Source organism: uncultured Erythrobacter sp. (assembly GCF_947499705.1).
Classification (GTDB): Bacteria; Pseudomonadota; Alphaproteobacteria; order Sphingomonadales; family Sphingomonadaceae; genus Erythrobacter.
In genome coordinates this window covers 1,641,950-1,660,802 of sequence record NZ_CANMPJ010000001.1, presented here as the reverse complement: position 1 = coordinate 1,660,802, position 18,853 = coordinate 1,641,950, and the positions used below count along the sequence as shown (strand labels likewise).

The window sequence follows — 18,853 nt, the reverse complement described above, 5'->3', positions numbered from 1 at the left end:
TAGAGCGAACGGATCGTGCGATGAAACGTTCGATCAGCCGGTTTTCTTGGCTGCACGCGCCCGCATTCCGTCTGCCAGAAGCTCCAGTTCTGCTAACTGCGCATAGTCTTCGCGACTCGCTTTGCCGGCAATCATGGCAGCAAAAGTGCGCGCCACGGTCCAAGACTGATGGCCTAGCTCGACTCGCTCGAAAACGTCGCCTGCCTGACAGTTACCGATCTCAAGCACGCGAAAGTACCAACCGCAGCGTCCGGTTTTCACGATCGTTGCCGTCATACCCTTAACGCCGAAGCGGTGATCGACCTTCCAGCAGGGTTGGCGCGGCTGATTTATCTCAAGCAGTGCTGCGCCGAGACGGAAGCGATCACCGATGTGCACGTCTTCCTCGGAGAGATTGCTGACAGCAAGGTTCGATCCGAATGCTCCCGGCTCATCGAGCAGCCTTAGAGCCGCCTCATCGGACAGTTCGCTGCGCCAGAACGCGTGATGATCTAGTGGGTAAAGGTGAACAGCCTTGTCTGGCCCGCCATGAACGCGGCGATCCGCTTGCTCATCCGGGGCAAACCCGTCTTCGAGGATCTGAACGACACCTTCGCGCGGCCGCTTGGCAATCGCGCTGGTTTCCGCTCCGTTGAAGGGCCTAGCCGTGCCAGTGCAGATCGCCTCGACGGTTCGTTTCATGCTTTTCTCACTGTAATCGCTAGCCAATCCCGCATCGTACCATCGCTGCCATTGCCAGCGAACATCACTTTATTCTCAATTGCGAAATCGGCTGATCGATAGGTCTGGATCAACCAAGCTGCCGTAGGGAAATTGTGCAACCGCCCGAGAAGGTCGCGACCTTCGCCGTCGCCGAGCTTGTAGCTGGCATAGTGCCACCCGCGTGGACGTAGCGCCCGGTGGACGCGGGCAAGGATGCCGGGCAACTCCGATCGCGGGCAATGCAACAAGGAGGCATGCGCCCACACTGCATCATACTCCGCTACGGCGTGCAATTCATCGAACCGCATCAATCGCGCGCCGACATTATGCCGTTCGTTTGCCTTGGCGACCATTGCAGGAATGCCATCGGTGGCGTCCACCGCGAAACCTCGTTCGGCAATGCGAGCGGAATCGCGGCCCGTGCCACATCCCAGATCAAGCACGGATGCGGCTTCTTCAAGGCGGTCGAGGAACGGGTCCAAATGGCGACTTGGGCCACAAGCGGAACTCAAGGAGTAATGCGGCGCCTGTTGTTGGTAGAATTCATATGTCGCAGGATCGATAGACAATGGTCAGGCCCCCATTGGTGCAGGGGCACTTCCCTAAGACAAAGATGCCTGGAGGCAAAGCTCCAGGCACCGGTCACGCGTCTCTAGGCATCAATGCCGGAAACGGTGAAAGCTCTTATGCTTGAACTTCTTCGTCCGAAACCGTCGGTCGTGAAACTTGCGATCATGAAATTTCCGGTCGACTTTGTAGTGAGGGTGATGAGTATTGTGGAACTTGTCATGGTGGACAAAACGGCTGTCGCGATGCTTGAACCGCTTGCTGCGGAACGTGCGTTTGTGATGGTGCTTGCTGAAGCGTTTGTGCCGGGCAAAGCCGCGACGTTTGCCGCGAAGCTCGGCGTTCTCGACAACGGAATGATTGGCGCCGACGACGGGTACCGATTGCGTAATCGAATGGCTGGCGGTTGGGGCGGCAGAGCCGGCGGCGGTTGCAGGCGTTGCGATTAGTGCGAAGGCGGCTGCGCTCAGAGCAAGTAGTGCGGTTTTCATTTCCAGTGTTCCTTTTCTCGGTGGCACGGATCGTTCCGTGCGTAACACTGGCTAGTACGCCTCAGCAGGAAAGGAGGTTACAAATTGTTCAATAACAACAATGTGTTAATCACAGGTTCAGGATTTTCTGGCTGAAGCAATTCATAGAAATTGTTACGAAAATTGCATCCAGAACGCGTGCTATATCTCAACCTGATTGCGCGGCTTCACGGTCTCTTTGTGCCCGACTTTTCTTTTGCGCCGCCGTCTTCAACTGGCCGCAGGCGGCATCGATATCGCGCCCGCGCGGGGTGCGGACCGGGGCACTGATGCCGCCCTCAAACACAATGTCAGAAAACCGTCTGATCTTGGCCGGATCGGAGCATTCATATTCTGCACCGGGCCAGGGGTTGAAAGGAATCAGGTTCACCTTGGCGGGCAGGTTGAACTGCTTGAGCAAACGGACAAGTTCGCGGGCATCGTCTTCGCTGTCGTTTTTGTCCTTCAGCATCACGTATTCAAACGTGATGCGCCGCGCGTTCGAGGCTCCGGGATAATCGGCGCAGGCCTGAAGCAGCTCCTCGATCCCGTACTTTTTGTTGAGTGGAACAATCTCGTCGCGAACCGGCTTGGTCACAGCATGCAGCGACACCGCCAGATTTACGCCAATCTCTTCCCCGCAGCGCTCCATCATCGGTATCACGCCGCTGGTTGATAGCGTTATGCGCCGTTTCGATAGCGCAAGCCCGTCGCCATCCATCACAAGACTGAGAGCGTCCCGGACATTGTCGAAATTGTACAGCGGCTCGCCCATGCCCATCATCACGATGTTGGTGAGCAGGCGTCCGTCGGCAGTGTAATGACCAGCATCCTCCGCATCATCGAGCCCGTCCATCACACCTTTAGGCCATTCACCCAGAGCGTCACGTGCGAGCATGACCTGGCCGACGATTTCTCCGGGCGTTAGGTTGCGCACCAGCCGCATCGTGCCAGTTGCGCAGAACGTGCAATTGAGTGTGCAACCGACCTGACTGGACACGCACAATGTCCCGCGATCGGCGTCAGGGATGAAGACCATTTCAAAATCATGGCCATCCGACGTCTTGAGCAGCCATTTGCGGGTGCCGTCCGAACTGTGCTGCGCTTCGACGATGTCAGGCCGGCCGATCACGAAGCGTTCGGTGAGCCATGGGCGCATCGTCTTCGCGATATCGGTCATGTCATCGAACTCGGTCACGCCGCGGTGATAGAGCCAGTGATAGACCTGCTTGGAGCGCAGCTTCGCCTGCTTCTGATCCAGCCCCGCTTCGGCGAACAGTTCGCGAATGCGCGATTTTGGCAGGCCGATCAGATCGATACGACCATCAGCGCGCGGCGTTATGTCACGCGCGACGGGGACGGGATCCACCTGGCCGGGGATCGACATGAGGTCGGTATCTGCCATGATTGGCGCGCATATAGGTGCGCGGGCCCGGTTTGGCCAGTCAGCTCAGCTGGGCGCAGCCGACGACAGCCGCATCAATCGCCGTGGCTGCTCCGGCGAGGTTATACCGGTCTGTGAAGCGGCGTCCGCTTGAATCGCGCGCGGTCACCGTCATCCTTGTAGCGGATCGAGAGGCAGCAACGATTGCTGCGTCCATGCGGCTGTCCTGCGCCCACGCGTCCCGTCCAAGGGTTGCGAGCACGAACGAGCGTTCACCGATCCTGACGGTTGCACCTTTGTCTCCGACGACTCGCGACAAGCGCAAATGCACCTGGTTGCGCAGTCCCTGTTTGGGCCAGGTGGCTACACTCGCGAAACTCCCAGGCCGGTTGCCGCGCGGTTTGGCAATTGCGTAGCAACGCGGCTGCGCGCCATCGCGGAACGCTGCCCAACTTGAATACACGCCGAGGCTGTCCTTGGCCGCGAGCGGCAGGGCAAGCGCAAATGCCACAATAGAAAAGAGAAGTGCGGTCCGCATGGCGATGTGATTGCGGAGTGCACGTCGTTTTGCAACAGGCGCGCGCATGTCAAACGAACTGAAGAAGAGATCGAAATCACTATCCTATTGGCTCCGGCATCGACCCGATGTTGCTGGACTGGAGCTGGACGAAGCAGGTTGGGCAAGCGTTGAGGCCATATTGAAGGCGCTTAGTGCGAAGGGATTGTCCACTGATGCCGTCATGCTCGAACGCGTTGTGGCTGAAAACGACAAGCAGCGTTTTGAATTGTCGGACGATGGAACGCGCATCCGGGCGCGCCAGGGGCACTCCGTTGCTGTGGAGGGCAGTTGGGAAACCGCTACTCCGCCCGAAACGCTGTTCCACGGGACGGTCGAGAAATTCATGCCGTCGATAGAGCGCGATGGATTGACGAAACAGAACCGCCATCACGTCCATCTATCCCCTGATCTCGAAACGGCGACCAAGGTTGGTCAGAGGCGCGGGAAACCGGTGATCCTGGAAGTCGACGCCAAACGGATGACGGCGGATGGGGTCGAATTCGCTTTATCCAGCAACAATGTCTGGCTCGTCGAAGAAGTGCCGCCGCGGTATTTCAAGAGGATGCCGAACGCCGACTAGTTGTAGTCGATTGCGATGACTTCCCATTCCTTCGCACCGCCAGGAAGTCGCACCACTCGAAGGTCTCCAAGCGCTGCGCCGCGAAGCGCCTTCGCCATTGGTGAACTCCACCCGATACGGCCAACGCCCGCGTCCTGCTCGTCATCTCCGACGAGGGTGATGATCTGGCGTTGATCGTCCTCGTCAGCGAGCTCGACCGTTGCGCCGAAGAATACGCGGTTGCGGTCTGGCTGGTTCGCCGGATCGACGACGCGCAGCGCTTTCATTCTTCGTGAAAGGTATCCTAGCTCGCGGTCGATCTCTCGCATGCGCTTGCGGCCATAGAGATAGTCGCCATTCTCGCTGCGGTCGCCATTGCCTGCTGCCCAGCTGACGATCTCGACAATCTCAGGGCGCTCTTTGCCAAGCAAATGGTCATAGCGCGCCTTAAGGGCAGCCATTCCCTTTGGCGTGATCGGCGGTCCCTGTCGCTGTGACATGCTCCGCGTCAGGGAAGGAAAGTGTCGACCGTCCGCGGCAGACCCGCTTGCTCCGGATACATATGCGAATAGCTGACTGCATTTCCGATCACGCGCATCACATAATAGCGCGTTTCAAAATTGGCCGGGATCTTCTCGATCCAAGTGACCCAATCGATGTCGCCTCTGCGTGGATCGCCATTCAGGCGGAGCCATTGGCGAACCCGTCCCGGACCAGCATTGTAAGAGGCAATGGCCAGCGGATAGGCGCCGCCATAAAGGTCCATACGCCGGGCAAAGTGCGCATCACCCAGCCTGATATTGTATTGCGGGTCGGCGGTAAGGCTCGCGCTGAGATAGCGGACGCCAAGAATTCCGGCCTCTTCACGAGCAGTGCTTGGAAGGAGTTGCATCATGCCGATCGCATTCGCGTGGCTCTTCCGCGTGCGGTCGAACTCGCTTTCCTGGCGCGTAATCGCGTGGACCATCGTCCAGTCATTCACGACCGGGGTCCGCACGGTAGGAAAGCCGACCCGTTCGAAGCCCTTCATCCCGTTTTCGCCCGCTTCCATGCCGACAACGACAGCCATCTCATTCAGGCCGGTGTCGCGAGCGAGTTCTGAGACCAGCACCAGTTCTTCGGGTGTAGTGGCTGCTTCGCCGATTGCCTGGAAGAAGCGTCGCTCAGTCCGCCAATCGCGGCGATTGGCAGCAATTGCGCGGATCGCTTGCGTAAGAGGTTGGCGGTTGAATTCGGCGCGTGTCTCGGCGGCGATATCCAATGCCGGCAATGGCGCGAATTGCGGCATGGAGCGGCCAAGCGCGCTGATCGAAAGCTGACCATAATAGTAATGCGGCCATTCCGCCGCCATTTCGAAATAACGCGTGGCTTCGTCTGCCATACCGGCTTGACGCGCAGCGCGGCCAGCCCAGTAGAAGCCTTTCGACTTCGTCAGCGGCGTGCGTGCCGCCATGCCATAGCGTGCGAATAGCGGGGCTGCGCTCCGGCCGTCACCCATGCGCCACAAAGCGTTGGTGCCACCCTTCCACATCAAGTCGGTGTAGCGGTCGCGGAGCCTGAAGGACCCTTTGGAAATGTCAGTGCCCGGCGCGAACAGGTCGTCGATCTTGCTGGCAATACGCACCGTGTCGGAAACGCTTGCCGCTTCAGCGACATCGAGCATGTCACCCACCAGCTCTTCCGCATCGAATGCAGGCGCGCTGAAAAGTGGGCGGTTGGCCAGCAGGCTGATCGCTTCGCCGGTCCGGCGCTTGGAGCGAAGATGATTGACGAGGTTAAACGTAAAGCCCGCATCGCGATTTGCCGCGTTGGGAATGGCCAGCCCCGCATCGCGCGGCATTGTGCCGTTGAGAAGCGATAGCCGCGCCATCGCGATCTGCCGCGTTTCGCCATCGACCTTCATCATGAGACGGGCAGCCGCCTCTCGCTCGCCTTGCCATAACAGCGCATCCATGCGCGCTGCATGATCCTCAGCTGTGAAGCGTGATCCGTACAGGCCAGATAGATAGGCCTCGGCAGGGCCGCTCATTTCGCCGCCGCGCCATGCCTGGAGAGCTACATCAAATGCCTCTGAACGCTGCTCGGACGCCAATGAAAGAGCATAGCGCGCGCGCGCTGTGTTCGTCAGTGGAGGTTGAGCGCTGAAATACTGGATCAATGCCGCGGAGGAGGGGGCTTCGTTCTCAAGCGCTCCCTCAGCCCGCAGACGAATGATGTCTGTTCGCGGGAATTCGGGATGAGCCAACGCAAAATTTGCGTACTCCGCGAATCCAAGGTTCCGCGTTTCCTGCAAATACTCCCACATGCTGATAGCCGAGCCGATGGCGCGTGGTTGCTGCGCAACCATCGTATTGCCGCCGGAACCTCCGCTTAGCTGAGCAGAAGATGGCGTCGCCAAAGCCGTGACGCAGGCTGCAGCAACTGCAGCGAGAACCATGGGGCGGGCGAAAATGTTTTCGGAAGTCAAATTAGTGGCCATGCTGGACATTATGGCAATCGGCTCCTTATCAGGCGCTGAACGCTGGTTTGCCGCAGGAATGCGCGGCGCGCTAGTCTGAATGATGGCTCAATCAGGGATAAAGCAATGTTTAGCGGATCAATTCCCGCTCTGGTGACTCCTTTTCGCGACGGATCGTTTGACGAAGCCGCGTTTCGCAAACTGGTCGATCATCAAATCGAGCAGGGCAGCTCGGCTCTGGTTCCTTGCGGGACAACGGGAGAGGCATCCACCCTCTCCAATGCCGAGCACCACCGGGTCATCGAGGTGTGCATCGAGCAGGCCGCCGGACGAGTTCCGGTCATAGCGGGCTGCGGTAGCAACGACACAAAGAACGCGCTGCTGCACATGTCGTTCGCAAAAAAGGCTGGAGCCGCGGCAGGGTTGTGCGTTGCCCCATATTACAACCGTCCAAGCCAGGATGGGTTGATCGCGCATTTCAGCTACCTTGCCGAGCAGAGCGACCTGCCCATCGTGCTATACAACGTCCCGAGCCGGACGGTCACCGATATAGAAGACGAGACCGTGGTGGCGCTGGTCAAAAAGTACCCGGAGCAGATTGTTGCGATCAAGGATGCCAGCGGCGACCTGTCGCGCGTCGCCGATCACCGGATGGGGATTGGCCGCGAATTCTGCCAGCTTTCGGGCAATGACGAGTTGTGGCTCCCGCACTCGGCAGCGGGCGGGCGAGGGGCGATTTCGGTGACGGCCAATGTCGCGCCCGCTTTATGCGCAGAGTTTCAGGCAGCGATTGCAGCCAACGAACTCCAAAAAGCGCGCGAACTCAACGACCGCCTGTTTCCGCTGCACTATGCTATGTTCAGTGACGCTAGCCCTGCGCCGGTAAAATACGCTCTGTCTAAGGTGCATGGCTGGGTCGAGCCGGATGTGCGGCTGCCGCTGACCAATGCCAGTGAAGCCTCTCGCGCATCGGTTGATGCGGCCTTGGTCCATGCTGGAATTCTCGAAGCCTGATTATGACGATTGTCCGAAAGAAGCTGCCGCTGCAATTCGATCCGGAATTGCTCGCGGCGGATTATCGGAGCCTCCCGCAAGACGCCTACGGTGACGTCTACAATCCGTATCTTGAACCGGACACGCTCTACAAAGTTGAGCTAATCGAGCCTGAGTTCGTGCCTGAAATGGACCGGACACCCGAGTTCTTTCCGAATGAGCGTTTGAAAGCCTGTCCCGCTTTCCTGTCGGTGTTCAACGCGATCAAATCACCGATGGAGTTGATGCGGGTTCATACGCTTGCTCCTGGTGCCTCCATTCGGCCGCATCGCGATGTCGGGCGCAGTTTTGAAGATGGCGTCTTCCGGGTCCATGTGCCGATCACTACCGGACCAGGAGTCGAGTCCATCCACAATGGTGACCAAGTCACAATGGCTGCTGGCGAATGCTGGTACTTGAATTTCGACCTGCCACACGAAATCCACAATCGCTCAGATCAGTGGCGCGCGCACTTGATCATGGATTGTCGGCGCAATGCATGGTGGGAAGAGATGCTGCTAGAAGCCGCGTTGGTTTGAGCCGCTAATTCGCGGGGTTGTGTTGTTCGACAAATCGAACCGCCTCATTGAGCATCTGCTTGCGGGTCTCTGAGAGCGAGAGCCAGTGATCTTCGCCTTCCAGCGTGATCATCTCATAGGGCTTCTTATGGTCTTTCAGCTTGTCAGCCATTTTGGTCGAGTGGCTGTACGGTACCACAACATCGTCTTTTCCGTGGATCAGCATGATCGGTGCGTCAGCCCGTTCGGCTAGACGAACCGGCGAAACTGCGTCCCAGCGATCGCGCGGTCCGAGCTGTTCGAGCAGCGATTTCTTGGTTGTACGATCTCCGCCGGTCGCACGGTAATCCTGCTGGTACATATCCTTGATGTCGCTCACCGGTGCGACGGCAACAGCGCAGCGATAGATACCTTGTTGAATCGTCACGCCGGCAAGTGCTGCATATCCGCCATAGCTCGCTCCGACGATGCAGGCTCGGTCGGCATCGATCATGCCCGTTTCTGCCAGTGCAGCGAGGCCGTCCGACTTGTCGGTCTGCATCTTCCGGCCCCATTCGCCGTAACCTGCACGGCGGAACGAGCCCGACCGGTTGGTCGAACCGCGAAAGTTGGGCTGGAACACGGCATAGCCGCGCGACGCGAACGCCTGCGCCCACCAGTCAAATGACGGCGTGTCATGGCTGTGCGGACCGCCATGCGGCAGCATAACCAGCGGCAGGTTCTTGGGCTCTTTGCCAGGCGGTAGTGTCAGAATGCCGTCCATCTCGAGCCCGTCGCTGGCAGTGTATTCGAAGGTCGAAATCTTCCCGACATAGGCTGGCGCGATCGCGTTGCGTTCATAAGCGACTGGTTCAGCGCGGCGGTTGCCGACATCGACGCGGAAGATTGTTCCACTGTCAAGATTGCCGCTTGTGCGGACAAGCACCTTGTCGAGGTCTTGCGTCCAATCGAGCATCCGGACCTGAAGATCGCCGAACGCCTTGCGCACCATGCTTGCCGACTTCTTCTTGTTCTCGTCGAAAAACACAGGTTCAGGCTCAGGACCTTTCTTAAGATATCCAACGAAATGCCCGGTTACATCATCGAAATAGAGCCGGTCGAAGCCGACGCCCGGCAGGAATGGCTTTTGTTCTCCGCCGGCAAGGGGAACTTCGAACCAACGCGTGCTTTCGGGACCGCTTTCGGACAGGATTACGGTCGTACCATCTTTGCCAAGGCCTACGAGCCCGATCCGCCCGGTGGTGTTTTGTCCTTGGGCAATCCGATCTCCACGAGGCCCTTTCAGCGTCCATTTGCCGCTTTGGTCGCTAATCTCGAAGGTTGCAGCAACTTCACCGCGAGCATTGATTACCCAGTCATTGTCGTGCTCGGTGCGCGCTGCATTGGCGACTTTCCTGACGGAAAAGTCCTCCAAATCAATGCGGTACAAGAACGGTCGCCCGTGATCGAAAGTGTAGCTCTGGGTGACGCCCCGTTTTAGCCTCAGTGCACCGAAAAAGCCGTACCAGCGTCCGTCAATCTGGCGAACGCCGTAATCGCCCATGATCGCGCTCACTAAGTCGCGCTGCTTTTCGAATACGGTTCCGGCCTCGACGTTCGTTTCCATCGGGAGAATGCTAGCCATGTACAATTCGGCTTTGTCGGTGGTGAAGCCGTAGCCGAGATCCTGTGTCCGGCTGAAAACCATCATCAGGCGGTCTTCCCCGACCCACTCGAGGTAGCGAATCTTCAGGTCATCGACCCCGAACCGCCCAATCACGGTGTCCTTGTCTTCAATCCCGGCAATCAGGCGCTTGCCGCCAATGGTCATCAACACCGCAATACGATCGCCCGAAGGTGAAATCGCCACGTCTTCGACATCGGGCAGCTTGCCATACTCTTCGATAGGCAATGGCTCCTGAGCGGATACTGCGATTGGCACGAGCAAGCACGTCACTGCAGCAAGTGCAGCGGCAATCAATTTACGCATTTGGATACGACCCCAACATTCACATAACCCCTGACTCAGCTATCATCGCTATTTCGCGTATTGGATCAACATGAAATTCTGCCCCGCCAATTCAGTGCGCCATAGAGGCGAGTCGCTGCTGCGCGGATAGCGAATGGCTCCGATCTCAGAAGACCTCCTGAAACCGAGGGCTTTGCGAACGTCAATGAAGCGCCTATCTGGCCAGCATCATGGCACGGCCGAAACCACCAGTCTTCGACAAGCAAAGAACCGTGGCGGAGAACCGCCGCGCGCGTTTCGACTATCATATCGAAGATAAGTTCGAAGCGGGTCTGGCTTTGCAAGGCACCGAAGTGAAAGCCTTGCGCGCTGGACATGCGAGCATTGCTGAGAGCTATGCCGAAGTTAAGGACGGAGAGGTCTGGCTGATCAACTCCAACGTCCCCGAATACAGCCATGGAAACCGGCAGAATCACGAACCACGCCGCCCTAGAAAACTACTTCTGAGCAGCCGCGAGATCGGCCGCCTGTTCGGCGCTGTCGAGCGCAAAGGTATGACGCTGGTCCCGCTGTCGATTTACTTCAACGGGCAAGGTCGGGCCAAGGTCGAATTGGCGCTCGCCAAAGGCAAGCAGGCGCACGACAAGCGGGCGACAATCAAAGACCGCGACTGGAAGCGCGACAAGGCCCGGTTGATGCGCGAACGCGGTTAAGCCAGTTTGAAATCGGAGATCGCGATTCACCGACTGGTCAGATCGGATCGAGTACCCATATGTCGATCATGACGTCCCAACTGCCCTTCACCGAGCGAGGCTTGCGTTCTCGCGAGTCGCGGAGCAGGGCAGCTATTCAGTCATGAGTTCAAAGCGCAGCAATACTTGGGCGGCAGATACGATCCGCAAATACATGCCTTCGCGTGATGAACTCGCGCGCAACAAATATCTTGCTCCGATCGCGCACCGCTTCCTTTCCCCTGAATTGTGGCGGTTTACGCGGCGCTCTGTACCTCGTGGGGTCGCCTTGGGCCTGTTTGCGGGCTTCATTATCCCTATTGGTCAGATATTCCTGGCAGCGTTTCTGGCGCTCCCGGCGCGCGCAAACGTGCCGCTCGCTGCGCTGGTTACGTTCATCACCAATCCGTTCACATTCCCGTTCTGGGTAGTTGTGGCCAACAAGGTTGGGCAGCTGACGCTCAATTTCGATGCGGCGGTTGGGGGGATGGCCAATGAGGAACTCCAGAGCGGCAGCCTGACATGGCTGGTCGATCTGTTTGAGCTCGCCGGCGTTACCGCGTTCGGATTTCTGGTTCTCGCAATTGTTTCTGCGGCGGTCGGCTATCTTGTGGCGAGCGCGACATGGCGGGTGCTGGTCGCACGCAAGCGGGCAAAACGCCTTGCGCAGATGGAAGCTCGTCTCGACCAGCGCCTCAATGCGAATTAAGGCCTTCTGAAGATCAAATTGCGCGCCGATGGACGGTGCGGACTGAGGGAAGCGGCACGCTCTTGGACAGCGAACTCGAAACGAATTCGGCCTACGATAACCGCTTGATGATCGGGTTGCTGCTCGCGGTGCTTGTCGTGAGCGCCGCAGTTGTGTTTTTCGCGACATCGAACCTGGTGCTTGCCGCCGCATACGCGGTGGGATTGGCGGTGCTCCTGACGGGCGCATTCGTCATTGAACAAATGCGCTCGCCTTCCTCATCCGAAACGGAGATTGCCACCGACTGGTCTGTAACTGTGGCCGCAATCGAGCAAGACGGCTCGGCAGTCGCGATCACTGACCGGGCCAACCGACTGGTGTGCGCCAATTCCGCGTTTATCGAAGCGTTCGGAGTAGGCAGTGCGCCGCCCTCCTTGCCGCTCGACAGGCCAGAACTGGAAGCGATGACGCGGCTCGCGCGCGAAGCCTGGCGGGATGGTGCGGGCACACTTGATGAATTTGCTGCCAACAATGGCTCACTGCGCTGGAGCGTCGCGGTCGAGAGGGCGGGCCGCGGCGAAGATCATTTGATCTGGCGATTCGGTCGGATCATCGTCGAGGCGTCCGAAGCTCTCGAAGACCTCGACCTATCGGGTCCGTTTGGCCAGATGCTGAGCCGTGCCGGTATCGAAACCGCGATAACCACGGCTGACGGAGTAGTGCGGCAGGTCAGCGCCGGATTTGCCGAACGTGCTTCAGGAGATGCGTCCGCAACACTCGCCGGTCAGGACTTCGTATCCGTGCTCAGGTCTGATGAGCGGGACCGGATCTATTTCGCCCGCGAAGGCCGGGGAGGGACGCCCCAAACCTTGATCGACGTACCCCTGCGTGAGGGTGCCGAGAATGCGATCATCGGGCCTGATGAGAGCACGTCGCTTATGTTGCTGGTCGACAGCGGTGTGGGCATTGGCAGCGGCTGGGACGGTTCCTCGCAGGCTGGTGTGGCTCAGCTCGACGCCTTGCTCGCGCAATTGCCGCTCGGGCTCGCGATGACGGACCGCGACGGGCGGTTCCTGTTTGGAAACGATGCCTTCCTCCGCTCGGTCGAGCGTGAAGGGCGGGGCTTGCCTGCATTCCCGACCGACCTTGTGGTGCATGAAGACAAGGCTGCGCTGTCAGACGCAGTGCGGCGTCACGGGCGCGGCCCGGCGACCAGCGGCAATATGGCAGTGCGCCTCGGGTCGCAGCCCGAGGAACCGGTTTCGCTCGGCCTTGCGGGCGTACGCGGGCTAGGCGAAGCGGCGGTGCTGCTCAGCCTCGCCGATTCAAGCGAGGAGAACCAACTCAAGCGCCAAGTCGCCCAGGCGACCAAGATGCAGGCGGTTGGACAGCTTGCGGGCGGCGTTGCGCATGACTTCAACAATGTGCTGACCGCGATCATCGGGACCTGCGATCTGATGCTGCTGCGCCATACGCCCGGCGACAGCGACTATGACGACATCCAGCAAATCCGAGCCAACTCGAACCGGGCAGCAGCGCTGACACGGCAATTGCTCGCCTTTTCGCGCCAGCAGACATTGCGACCTGAGATTCTCCAGCTTCCCGACGTAGTGAGTGAGGTCAATCCGCTGATCAAACGGCTGCTAGGTGAGAAGATCAGCTACTTTGTCCAGCATGACCGCGATCTGGGCGCGGTGCGTGCCGATCCGCAGCAACTCGAACAAGTCATCATGAACCTCGCTGTGAATGCGCGCGATGCGATTCAGTCAAATGCACGCGGCGGGGCGGGGCGGATCTCGCTGCTTACCCGCAGCCTTCAGGCGAAAGAGGTCATCCAGCTCGGCTCGGAGATACTTCCTTCGGCAGATTATACGGTGCTGATTGTTCAGGACACGGGCGGCGGCATACCAGCCCACGTTCTACCGAAGCTGTTCGAGCCTTTCTTCACGACCAAGGAGCAGGGCAAAGGCACAGGCCTCGGCCTGTCGACAGCCTACGGGATCGTAAAGCAATCAGGCGGCTTCATCTTTGCGGACAATGTGACTGACAAGAGCGGCAAGCAGGTCGGCGCGCGCTTCACAATCTACTTCCCGGTTCACCATGGCGAAGCGCCTCGCAAGCGCGAAGCGCCCAAGCCCGTCGAATCTTCCGAGTGGTCGGCAGGCGGCAAGATCCTGCTGGTCGAAGATGAGGATATGGTCCGCGCCGTGGCCGAACGGGCACTTGCGAGAGCCGGATACGAGATCACCGCATGTCCGGGTGGAGAAGAAGGGCTCGAAGCCATCACGACAGGCGGAGAATTCGACCTCGTTGTCAGCGATGTGGTGATGCCGGGAATGGACGGCCCCGCGATGGTTCGCGCGATCCGTCAATTGCGCCCGGAAATCCCGATCCTTTTCATGTCTGGCTATGCTGAAGAGCACCTGCGCAAAGACATCGACATTCCGGACATGCACTTCATCGCCAAACCTTTCAGCGTCGCTGCGATCGGTGAAAAGGTCGCCAGTGTTTTGCGAGCAGCTGAGGCTATAGAATCAGCGCAGTAGTGCGCGGCTCGGACGCCCAACATTCTTGAATATCGGGACGAATTACCATTCACCTTGGATAAACCGCCAACTTCCATCATAGTTGCCGTGGGTTATTGATAGGGGCTGAAAATGCATCAACGGAAACTTGCCGGCGTGATCAAGATTGCAGCGCTTGGCGGCGCTGCGTTGATGACGAGTACCGCATCATCTCAATCGGTCCCCGATCCCGACGAAACCGCGCAGGGCGAAGTGTCGGTCACCATCTACAATAGCAATCTCGCGCTGGTGCAGGATGTCCGGCAACTCGACATCGCGCAGGGCAGGAGCCGGGTCGAATTTCCCGACGTTTCCGCACAGATCCGCCCGCAAACGCTCAGCTTTTTTGCGCCTAATACCACCATTGTAGAGCAGAATTTCGATTTCGACCTGCTGACACCGACCAAGATGATGGAAAAGGCAATCGGCCAGACCGTCACTCTGCTGCGCACCAATCCGGCAACCGGGATCGAGACTCGCGAACGGGCCAAGGTCCTTTCTACCGCTGGCGGTGTCGTCGTACAGATCGGCAATCGGATCGAGGTGTTGCGCGATGACGGCCTGCCGGTCCGCGTGATCTTCGACCGCGTGCCGCCCAATCTGCGAGCGCGTCCGACTCTCTCGGTCAACCTCGACAGCAGCCGCGCAGGATCGCGTCCGGTTTCATTGCGCTACCTCTCAGGCGGGCTCGGGTGGAGCGCAGATTATGTAGCGCTCTACAACGAGCGCGAAGATACAATCGATATGCAGGGCTGGGTGACGCTGACCAACAACAGCGGCACCACTTTCCACCGGGCCAACACGTTGCTGGTTGCCGGTAATCCCAACGGTTCGCGTGGCCGCGGTTTTGGCAGCCGCGGCATGACCCGCGCCGGGACTGAGAGCGCGGATCGCGAGCGGCTTGGTGATTTCTACCTCTACCCGATTAGCGGGCGCACAACGATTGCCAACGCGCAGACCAAGCAGGTCAGTTTCCTTGACGTGCAGGCTGTGCCTGCGCGCAAGGTTTATTCGCGCACCATCGGCTGGGCGCAGAACGATACCGATCCAGTGAACGTCGCGAGCGCGATCAGCTTCTCATCTTCGCGCGATCAGGGCCTCGGTGACGCGCTCCCAGCGGGCACCGTCCGTTTCTACCAACGCGACAGTCAGGGTACGCCGCAGTTTATCGGTGAGAATGGCATTGGGCACACCCCAATGGGCAGTGAATTGTCGCTTACGACCGGGCAGGCCTTCGACATTTTCGTTCAAGCGGAGGTCGAGAAGCGCGAGCGCATCACGCAAAGTGAATGGGTCAAAAGCGCGCGATTCCGGGTCTATGACGAGAACGATGAACTGCTCAGTCGGGGCGAAGCCGAACGGCTCAAGAACAACGTCTATTATCGCACCACCATGCGCTACAAGATCACCAACGCCAAAGATGAACCGGTTGACGTCGAAGTGACGCAAAATGGCCTTGGCCGCTACTGGTGGGGTTATGACTACCGGATTGTCAGCGAGACCATCGAGGGTGAGCAGCTGAATTACCAGCGGCGCAAATATGTGGTGCCTGTGCCTGCTGAAGGTGAGACCGTGTTGCGCGTCACTTACGAAACCCGCTGGTAAGCGGGCGGGGTAAGCCAATGCGGTTGGCCGCAATCCTCTCCCTATCCTTGGCGTCCCTTGTGGGGCAGCCGCTGGAGGCCCGGAGCGTTGTCGACGCATCCGCGCCGCAGGATATGTCCGTTACGATCTACCGCGACCCGGATCGCGACGTTGGCGATGAGATGAATCGCAATTGGCCAAAGGGCTTTGCGATGATCAGCGAAGTCCGCACGGTCACCTTGCCAGAGGGCGAATCGACGATCCGTTTTGAAGGCGTCGCCGAAGGTATGGTGGGCGTAAGCGCGATCGTCACCGGCCTTCCGGGTGGAACAATCGAGAAGAACCGCAACGCCGAGCTGTTGTCGCCTGCCGCCCTTGTCAACGGCGCTCTGGGTAACCGCGTCACGATCACCCGTACGAATCCCGCCACGGGAGACGTGCAGTCAGAGCAGGCAGTCGTGCGGACACGGGCCGATGGCGGTCTCGTGTTGCAATCATCGCAAGGTTTCGAAGCGGTGCGCTGTGCCGGCCTGCCCGAAAAGCTGACCTTCGATGGCGTGTCCGATGGGCTTTCGGCCAAGCCGATATTCTCGATAGACACTGCCACACCGGGCGGCGGCACCTACGAAGTCACGCTCACCTATCTTGCATGGGGATTTGACTGGCAGGCGAATTATGTCGCGACCATGGGAGAGAAGAAGGACGGCGACGAATTCCAGTTGAGCCTGCTCAGCTGGCTGACTCTCCTCAATGACAATGATCAGAGCTTCAACAATGCCAAGCTTCAGATCATCGCCGGGACCCTCAATGTCGACAGCGACTACCAGGAATTGTCCGATCCCCCGGTCGCGCGACCATTGCGCCTGACATGCTATCCGTTTGGGAGCACCGCGGCAGGATCGGCGATTCCTCCTCCCCCGCCGCCGCCGGGTCGATCGACTCCAAAGGCCATGATGGCGATGGCTGATGGTGCGATCATGGTAACGGGTTCCCGTATGCGCCGTGAAGCGCTGCAAGAGGCTCCAGTCTCAGTTAGCGTCGTGACCGCAGAGGAAGAGAACCTCGGCGACCTTAAGCTATTCCGGGTCCCCGACCGTGTCGATGTCTCCGCGAAGGGGCTTAAACAGGTCGCGTTCATCAATAAGGAAGAGGTCAAGGCGCGCTTCCTCTACACCGCCGGCTGTGATCCATGGACTTGGATCGGTGAGCTCGGCGAGCCGGAATCGGCAGAGATGCTCTTGGTCACCAAGAACGAAGAGAAGAAAGGGCTGGGCATTGCCCTCCCGCAAGGCGCGCTGAACCTGTTCGAGCCAACGTCATTCGGTACACAGCTGGCTGCAACCACTGAGCTGCGCGACTACGCACGCGGACAGGATGTCGAGCTTGAAATCGGAAACAGTGCTCAGGTTTTTGCCAAGTGCGCGCGGCTTGGAGAGGATGACGAAGACCGGCTTGAAGGCGGCAAGTGGACAAAGATGCAGGCGAATTTGACCAACGCCAATCCCCATCCGGTTAAGATGCGGCTGGAGCTGGGGTGGTCAGGTGACTGGAACATCCGTTTCCCGCGCAACAAAGTTCAAGTGAAGAACGGCTACGAGATCGTCGAGGTAACGATCCCGGCCAATTCAGAGCGCAAATTTGTCTGGCGTCTGCGCGACACGGAACGCGATTGAACTGCTCGCGAAAATAAAGGGGTGTATCCCCTTCGCATAGGTAGGTAGCGCAATGTTGCACCATCATATGTCAGATTGTGCGCTGAACAGCGGTCCCGCTCGGTGGCCGCAAGTGTGCGATTGCACTAAAGGCGGCAGACAATCCGGCTTAGGGTCTTATCGTTTGGATTATAGCCCGGTCGCGGCCCTGCGAAGGTTTGTGGACTTATGGTCAGCCCGGATAGTTTACTTACATGAAAATCGCGGAAGCCTTGACCACTACCGCCAGAAAGCTGCCAAGCGCTTAGGGTTAGGTCGCCGTCATTGTCGTAGCCAACAAGATGAGGCTCCACGGTCCTAGTCCTACCTTTGTAAAGAAAGGAGATAACTTGGCGGTCTCGAATAGCGTCACAGATTTGCGTCACTTTAGGCCTCTGAATTGACTCGTGAAATTAAAGGCAATAGCCAAATTTCATGGCCGAGTCTCCAATTGTTCAACCGACACCAACGACTGTCCCTAGCTTAGCACCTGAGCCAAGTGAGGTAGAGCAAGAGCATATTGATCGCGCGATTGAAGCGTCACAGACGGCTATGGATGCCATTGGAACGGTCGTAGATATCTCGACGTACACTCTAACCGTTCTCGGTGTTTTGATCGCCATTTTGGCTATTTGGGGTGTTGGTGCCCTTGTAAGGACTGCGAGGGCGCAAGCGAAACAAATTGCGAACAAGCGCTGGGATAGCTATATTGAGAGTGACGAATTTAAGGCATTGGTTAAGTCCCGCATCGATGAGGCTGTAAAGTCTCAAAAACTCGATGCAATTACTCGCAAGCTAGACGAGCTTGTGCGTGACGAGGAGGAAGACGAGCCGCCGTTTGACGAGAAAGGGGCAGCACAATGACGACGATACCCTCTGAGTATCTGACGCTTTTCGCTCCGCACATGCAGGAGCCGTCAGTTGATGTCGCGGCTTGCGCGCAAGAGGTTGGGTTGCCGATATTTTCGGTGGACTTGCAGGACGGTGTTTCCGGCATGTTAAAGCGCGTCAACGGCGATCAGTTCGAGTGTTACGTTGACAAAAGCGAGCCTAGCGTCCGCCAAAGGTTCACGGCGGCGCATGAACTTGGTCACTTTGTGCTTCATAAAGACAGCATTGGGGCAACTCACCAGGACAACTACCGGCTTCGTGCCGAAGGCATGACAAATTGGCAGGAGACACAGGCCAATCAATTCGCGGCTGACCTGCTTATGCCGATGGGGTTGATCTCTGATGCTATGGACTCTGGAACCACTAGTGTTTCTGCCCTTGCGCGGCTGTTTAAGGTATCTGAAATCGCAATGAGCATTCGTCTCGGTTTGCCGACATGATGAAACTTAAGGAAGCTATCGAGCAGGG

The 18,853-nt window shown here is 58.5% G+C and carries 19 protein-coding genes; 11 read left to right on the top strand and 8 right to left on the bottom strand.

Annotation, left to right across the window (positions count from 1 at the left end):
* Positions 1-33: 33 nt before the first annotated feature.
* Together Q0837_RS07815 and Q0837_RS07810 are read right to left on the bottom strand one after the other, a co-directional pair.
* Positions 34-681 (bottom strand): MOSC domain-containing protein, encoded by a 648-nt coding sequence (locus Q0837_RS07815; protein ID WP_298467236.1) that lies wholly within the window; start codon positions 679-681, stop codon positions 34-36.
* Positions 678-1,184 carry a trans-aconitate 2-methyltransferase gene (locus Q0837_RS07810; RefSeq protein WP_298467233.1) on the bottom strand — a complete coding sequence of 169 codons (507 nt, stop codon included), beginning with the start codon at positions 1,182-1,184 and terminating at the stop codon, positions 678-680. The genes Q0837_RS07815 and Q0837_RS07810 overlap by 4 nt, the downstream gene beginning before the upstream one ends.
* Positions 1,185-1,364: 180 nt before the next feature.
* On the opposite strand from Q0837_RS07810, the gene Q0837_RS07805 reads away from it, so the two are divergent.
* Positions 1,365-1,718 carry a hypothetical protein gene (locus tag Q0837_RS07805; RefSeq protein ID WP_298467231.1) on the top strand — a complete coding sequence of 118 codons (354 nt, stop codon included), beginning with the start codon at positions 1,365-1,367 and terminating at the stop codon, positions 1,716-1,718.
* Between the two features lie 229 nt (positions 1,719-1,947).
* Here the strand turns inward: Q0837_RS07805 and rlmN are convergent, their stop codons facing one another.
* The gene (gene rlmN / locus Q0837_RS07800; RefSeq protein WP_298467229.1) at positions 1,948-3,183 is read right to left on the bottom strand and encodes a 23S rRNA (adenine(2503)-C(2))-methyltransferase RlmN; all 1,236 of its coding nucleotides are present in this window, start codon (positions 3,181-3,183) and stop codon (positions 1,948-1,950) included.
* A gap of 40 nt (positions 3,184-3,223) precedes the next feature.
* Entirely contained in the window at positions 3,224-3,700 is a 477-nt protein-coding gene (locus Q0837_RS07795; RefSeq protein ID WP_298467227.1) for an invasion associated locus B family protein, read from the bottom strand.
* 46 nt (positions 3,701-3,746) lie between these two features.
* On the opposite strand from Q0837_RS07795, the gene Q0837_RS07790 reads away from it, so the two are divergent.
* Positions 3,747-4,301, top strand: a complete 555-nt coding sequence (locus Q0837_RS07790; RefSeq protein WP_298467224.1) for an RNA 2'-phosphotransferase — start codon at positions 3,747-3,749, stop codon at positions 4,299-4,301.
* Here the strand turns inward: Q0837_RS07790 and greB are convergent.
* Both greB and Q0837_RS07780 read right to left on the bottom strand, forming a co-directional pair.
* Positions 4,298-4,780, bottom strand: coding sequence for a transcription elongation factor GreB (gene greB, locus Q0837_RS07785; protein ID WP_298467222.1), 483 nt, complete (start codon positions 4,778-4,780; stop codon positions 4,298-4,300). The two genes, Q0837_RS07790 and greB, sit on opposite strands and share 4 nt — an antisense overlap.
* Positions 4,781-4,788: 8 nt before the next feature.
* Entirely contained in the window at positions 4,789-6,759 is a 1,971-nt protein-coding gene (locus Q0837_RS07780) for a lytic transglycosylase domain-containing protein (protein ID WP_298467218.1), read from the bottom strand.
* 105 nt (positions 6,760-6,864) lie between these two features.
* On the opposite strand from Q0837_RS07780, the gene dapA reads away from it, so the two are divergent.
* On the top strand, positions 6,865-7,752 hold the full coding sequence (gene dapA / locus Q0837_RS07775; RefSeq protein WP_298467215.1) for a 4-hydroxy-tetrahydrodipicolinate synthase: 888 nt from the start codon (positions 6,865-6,867) through the stop codon (positions 7,750-7,752).
* Between the two features lie 2 nt (positions 7,753-7,754).
* Complete coding sequence (locus Q0837_RS07770) at positions 7,755-8,309, top strand: aspartyl/asparaginyl beta-hydroxylase domain-containing protein (RefSeq protein ID WP_298467213.1); 555 nt, start codon at positions 7,755-7,757, stop codon at positions 8,307-8,309.
* Positions 8,310-8,313: 4 nt separating this feature from the next.
* Here Q0837_RS07770 and Q0837_RS07765 read toward each other — a convergent pair whose 3' ends face one another.
* Positions 8,314-10,257, bottom strand: a complete 1,944-nt coding sequence (locus Q0837_RS07765) for a S9 family peptidase (RefSeq protein ID WP_298467210.1) — start codon at positions 10,255-10,257, stop codon at positions 8,314-8,316.
* 209 nt (positions 10,258-10,466) lie between these two features.
* On the opposite strand from Q0837_RS07765, the gene smpB reads away from it, so the two are divergent.
* The 5 genes from smpB to Q0837_RS07740 all read left to right on the top strand — a co-directional run bounded on the left by smpB (position 10,467) and on the right by Q0837_RS07740 (position 17,476).
* Entirely contained in the window at positions 10,467-10,949 is a 483-nt protein-coding gene (gene smpB / locus Q0837_RS07760; RefSeq protein ID WP_298467207.1) for an SsrA-binding protein SmpB, read from the top strand.
* A gap of 142 nt (positions 10,950-11,091) precedes the next feature.
* Positions 11,092-11,676: a DUF2062 domain-containing protein gene (locus Q0837_RS07755; protein WP_298467204.1), complete on the top strand. Its 585-nt coding sequence runs from the start codon at positions 11,092-11,094 to the stop codon at positions 11,674-11,676.
* Between the two features lie 107 nt (positions 11,677-11,783).
* The gene (locus Q0837_RS07750) at positions 11,784-14,201 is read left to right on the top strand and encodes a response regulator (protein ID WP_298469843.1); all 2,418 of its coding nucleotides are present in this window, start codon (positions 11,784-11,786) and stop codon (positions 14,199-14,201) included.
* A 111-nt stretch (positions 14,202-14,312) separates the two neighbouring features.
* Positions 14,313-15,824, top strand: coding sequence for a DUF4139 domain-containing protein (locus Q0837_RS07745; RefSeq protein WP_298467202.1), 1,512 nt, complete (start codon positions 14,313-14,315; stop codon positions 15,822-15,824).
* A 59-nt stretch (positions 15,825-15,883) separates the two neighbouring features.
* Positions 15,884-17,476, top strand: coding sequence for a hypothetical protein (locus Q0837_RS07740; protein ID WP_298467199.1), 1,593 nt, complete (start codon positions 15,884-15,886; stop codon positions 17,474-17,476).
* Between the two features lie 125 nt (positions 17,477-17,601).
* On the opposite strand, the gene Q0837_RS17580 is transcribed toward Q0837_RS07740, so the two are convergent.
* Entirely contained in the window at positions 17,602-17,880 is a 279-nt protein-coding gene (locus Q0837_RS17580; RefSeq protein ID WP_367275167.1) for a WYL domain-containing protein, read from the bottom strand.
* A gap of 49 nt (positions 17,881-17,929) precedes the next feature.
* Between Q0837_RS17580 and Q0837_RS07735 the strand changes: the two genes are divergently transcribed.
* Together Q0837_RS07735 and Q0837_RS07730 are read left to right on the top strand one after the other, a co-directional pair.
* Positions 17,930-18,358 carry a hypothetical protein gene (locus Q0837_RS07735; RefSeq protein ID WP_298467196.1) on the top strand — a complete coding sequence of 143 codons (429 nt, stop codon included), beginning with the start codon at positions 17,930-17,932 and terminating at the stop codon, positions 18,356-18,358.
* A complete protein-coding gene (locus Q0837_RS07730; RefSeq protein ID WP_298467194.1) occupies positions 18,355-18,825 on the top strand; it encodes an ImmA/IrrE family metallo-endopeptidase in 471 nt (156 codons plus the stop codon). The genes Q0837_RS07735 and Q0837_RS07730 overlap by 4 nt, the downstream gene beginning before the upstream one ends.
* The last annotated feature ends 28 nt before the right edge of the window (positions 18,826-18,853 follow it).

What these genes read in the sequence shown, in the direction of transcription:
- Q0837_RS07795 (WP_298467227.1), bottom strand. Translation starts at nt 3,700, where the DNA reads ATGCGGACCGCACTTCTCTTTTCTATTGTGGCATTTGCGCTTGCCCTG.
- Q0837_RS07735 (WP_298467196.1), top strand. Translation starts at nt 17,930, where the DNA reads ATGGCCGAGTCTCCAATTGTTCAACCGACACCAACGACTGTCCCTAGC.
- Q0837_RS07815 (WP_298467236.1), bottom strand. Translation starts at nt 681, where the DNA reads ATGAAACGAACCGTCGAGGCGATCTGCACTGGCACGGCTAGGCCCTTC.
- smpB (WP_298467207.1), top strand. Translation starts at nt 10,467, where the DNA reads ATGGCACGGCCGAAACCACCAGTCTTCGACAAGCAAAGAACCGTGGCG.
- Q0837_RS07770 (WP_298467213.1), top strand. Translation starts at nt 7,755, where the DNA reads ATGACGATTGTCCGAAAGAAGCTGCCGCTGCAATTCGATCCGGAATTG.
- Q0837_RS07745 (WP_298467202.1), top strand. Translation starts at nt 14,313, where the DNA reads ATGCATCAACGGAAACTTGCCGGCGTGATCAAGATTGCAGCGCTTGGC.
- Q0837_RS07730 (WP_298467194.1), top strand. Translation starts at nt 18,355, where the DNA reads ATGACGACGATACCCTCTGAGTATCTGACGCTTTTCGCTCCGCACATG.
- greB (WP_298467222.1), bottom strand. Translation starts at nt 4,780, where the DNA reads ATGTCACAGCGACAGGGACCGCCGATCACGCCAAAGGGAATGGCTGCC.
- rlmN (WP_298467229.1), bottom strand. Translation starts at nt 3,183, where the DNA reads ATGGCAGATACCGACCTCATGTCGATCCCCGGCCAGGTGGATCCCGTC.
- Q0837_RS07790 (WP_298467224.1), top strand. Translation starts at nt 3,747, where the DNA reads ATGTCAAACGAACTGAAGAAGAGATCGAAATCACTATCCTATTGGCTC.
- Q0837_RS07750 (WP_298469843.1), top strand. Translation starts at nt 11,784, where the DNA reads ATGATCGGGTTGCTGCTCGCGGTGCTTGTCGTGAGCGCCGCAGTTGTG.
- Q0837_RS07765 (WP_298467210.1), bottom strand. Translation starts at nt 10,257, where the DNA reads ATGCGTAAATTGATTGCCGCTGCACTTGCTGCAGTGACGTGCTTGCTC.
- Q0837_RS07780 (WP_298467218.1), bottom strand. Translation starts at nt 6,759, where the DNA reads ATGGCCACTAATTTGACTTCCGAAAACATTTTCGCCCGCCCCATGGTT.
- Q0837_RS07755 (WP_298467204.1), top strand. Translation starts at nt 11,092, where the DNA reads ATGAGTTCAAAGCGCAGCAATACTTGGGCGGCAGATACGATCCGCAAA.
- dapA (WP_298467215.1), top strand. Translation starts at nt 6,865, where the DNA reads ATGTTTAGCGGATCAATTCCCGCTCTGGTGACTCCTTTTCGCGACGGA.
- Q0837_RS07805 (WP_298467231.1), top strand. Translation starts at nt 1,365, where the DNA reads ATGCCGGAAACGGTGAAAGCTCTTATGCTTGAACTTCTTCGTCCGAAA.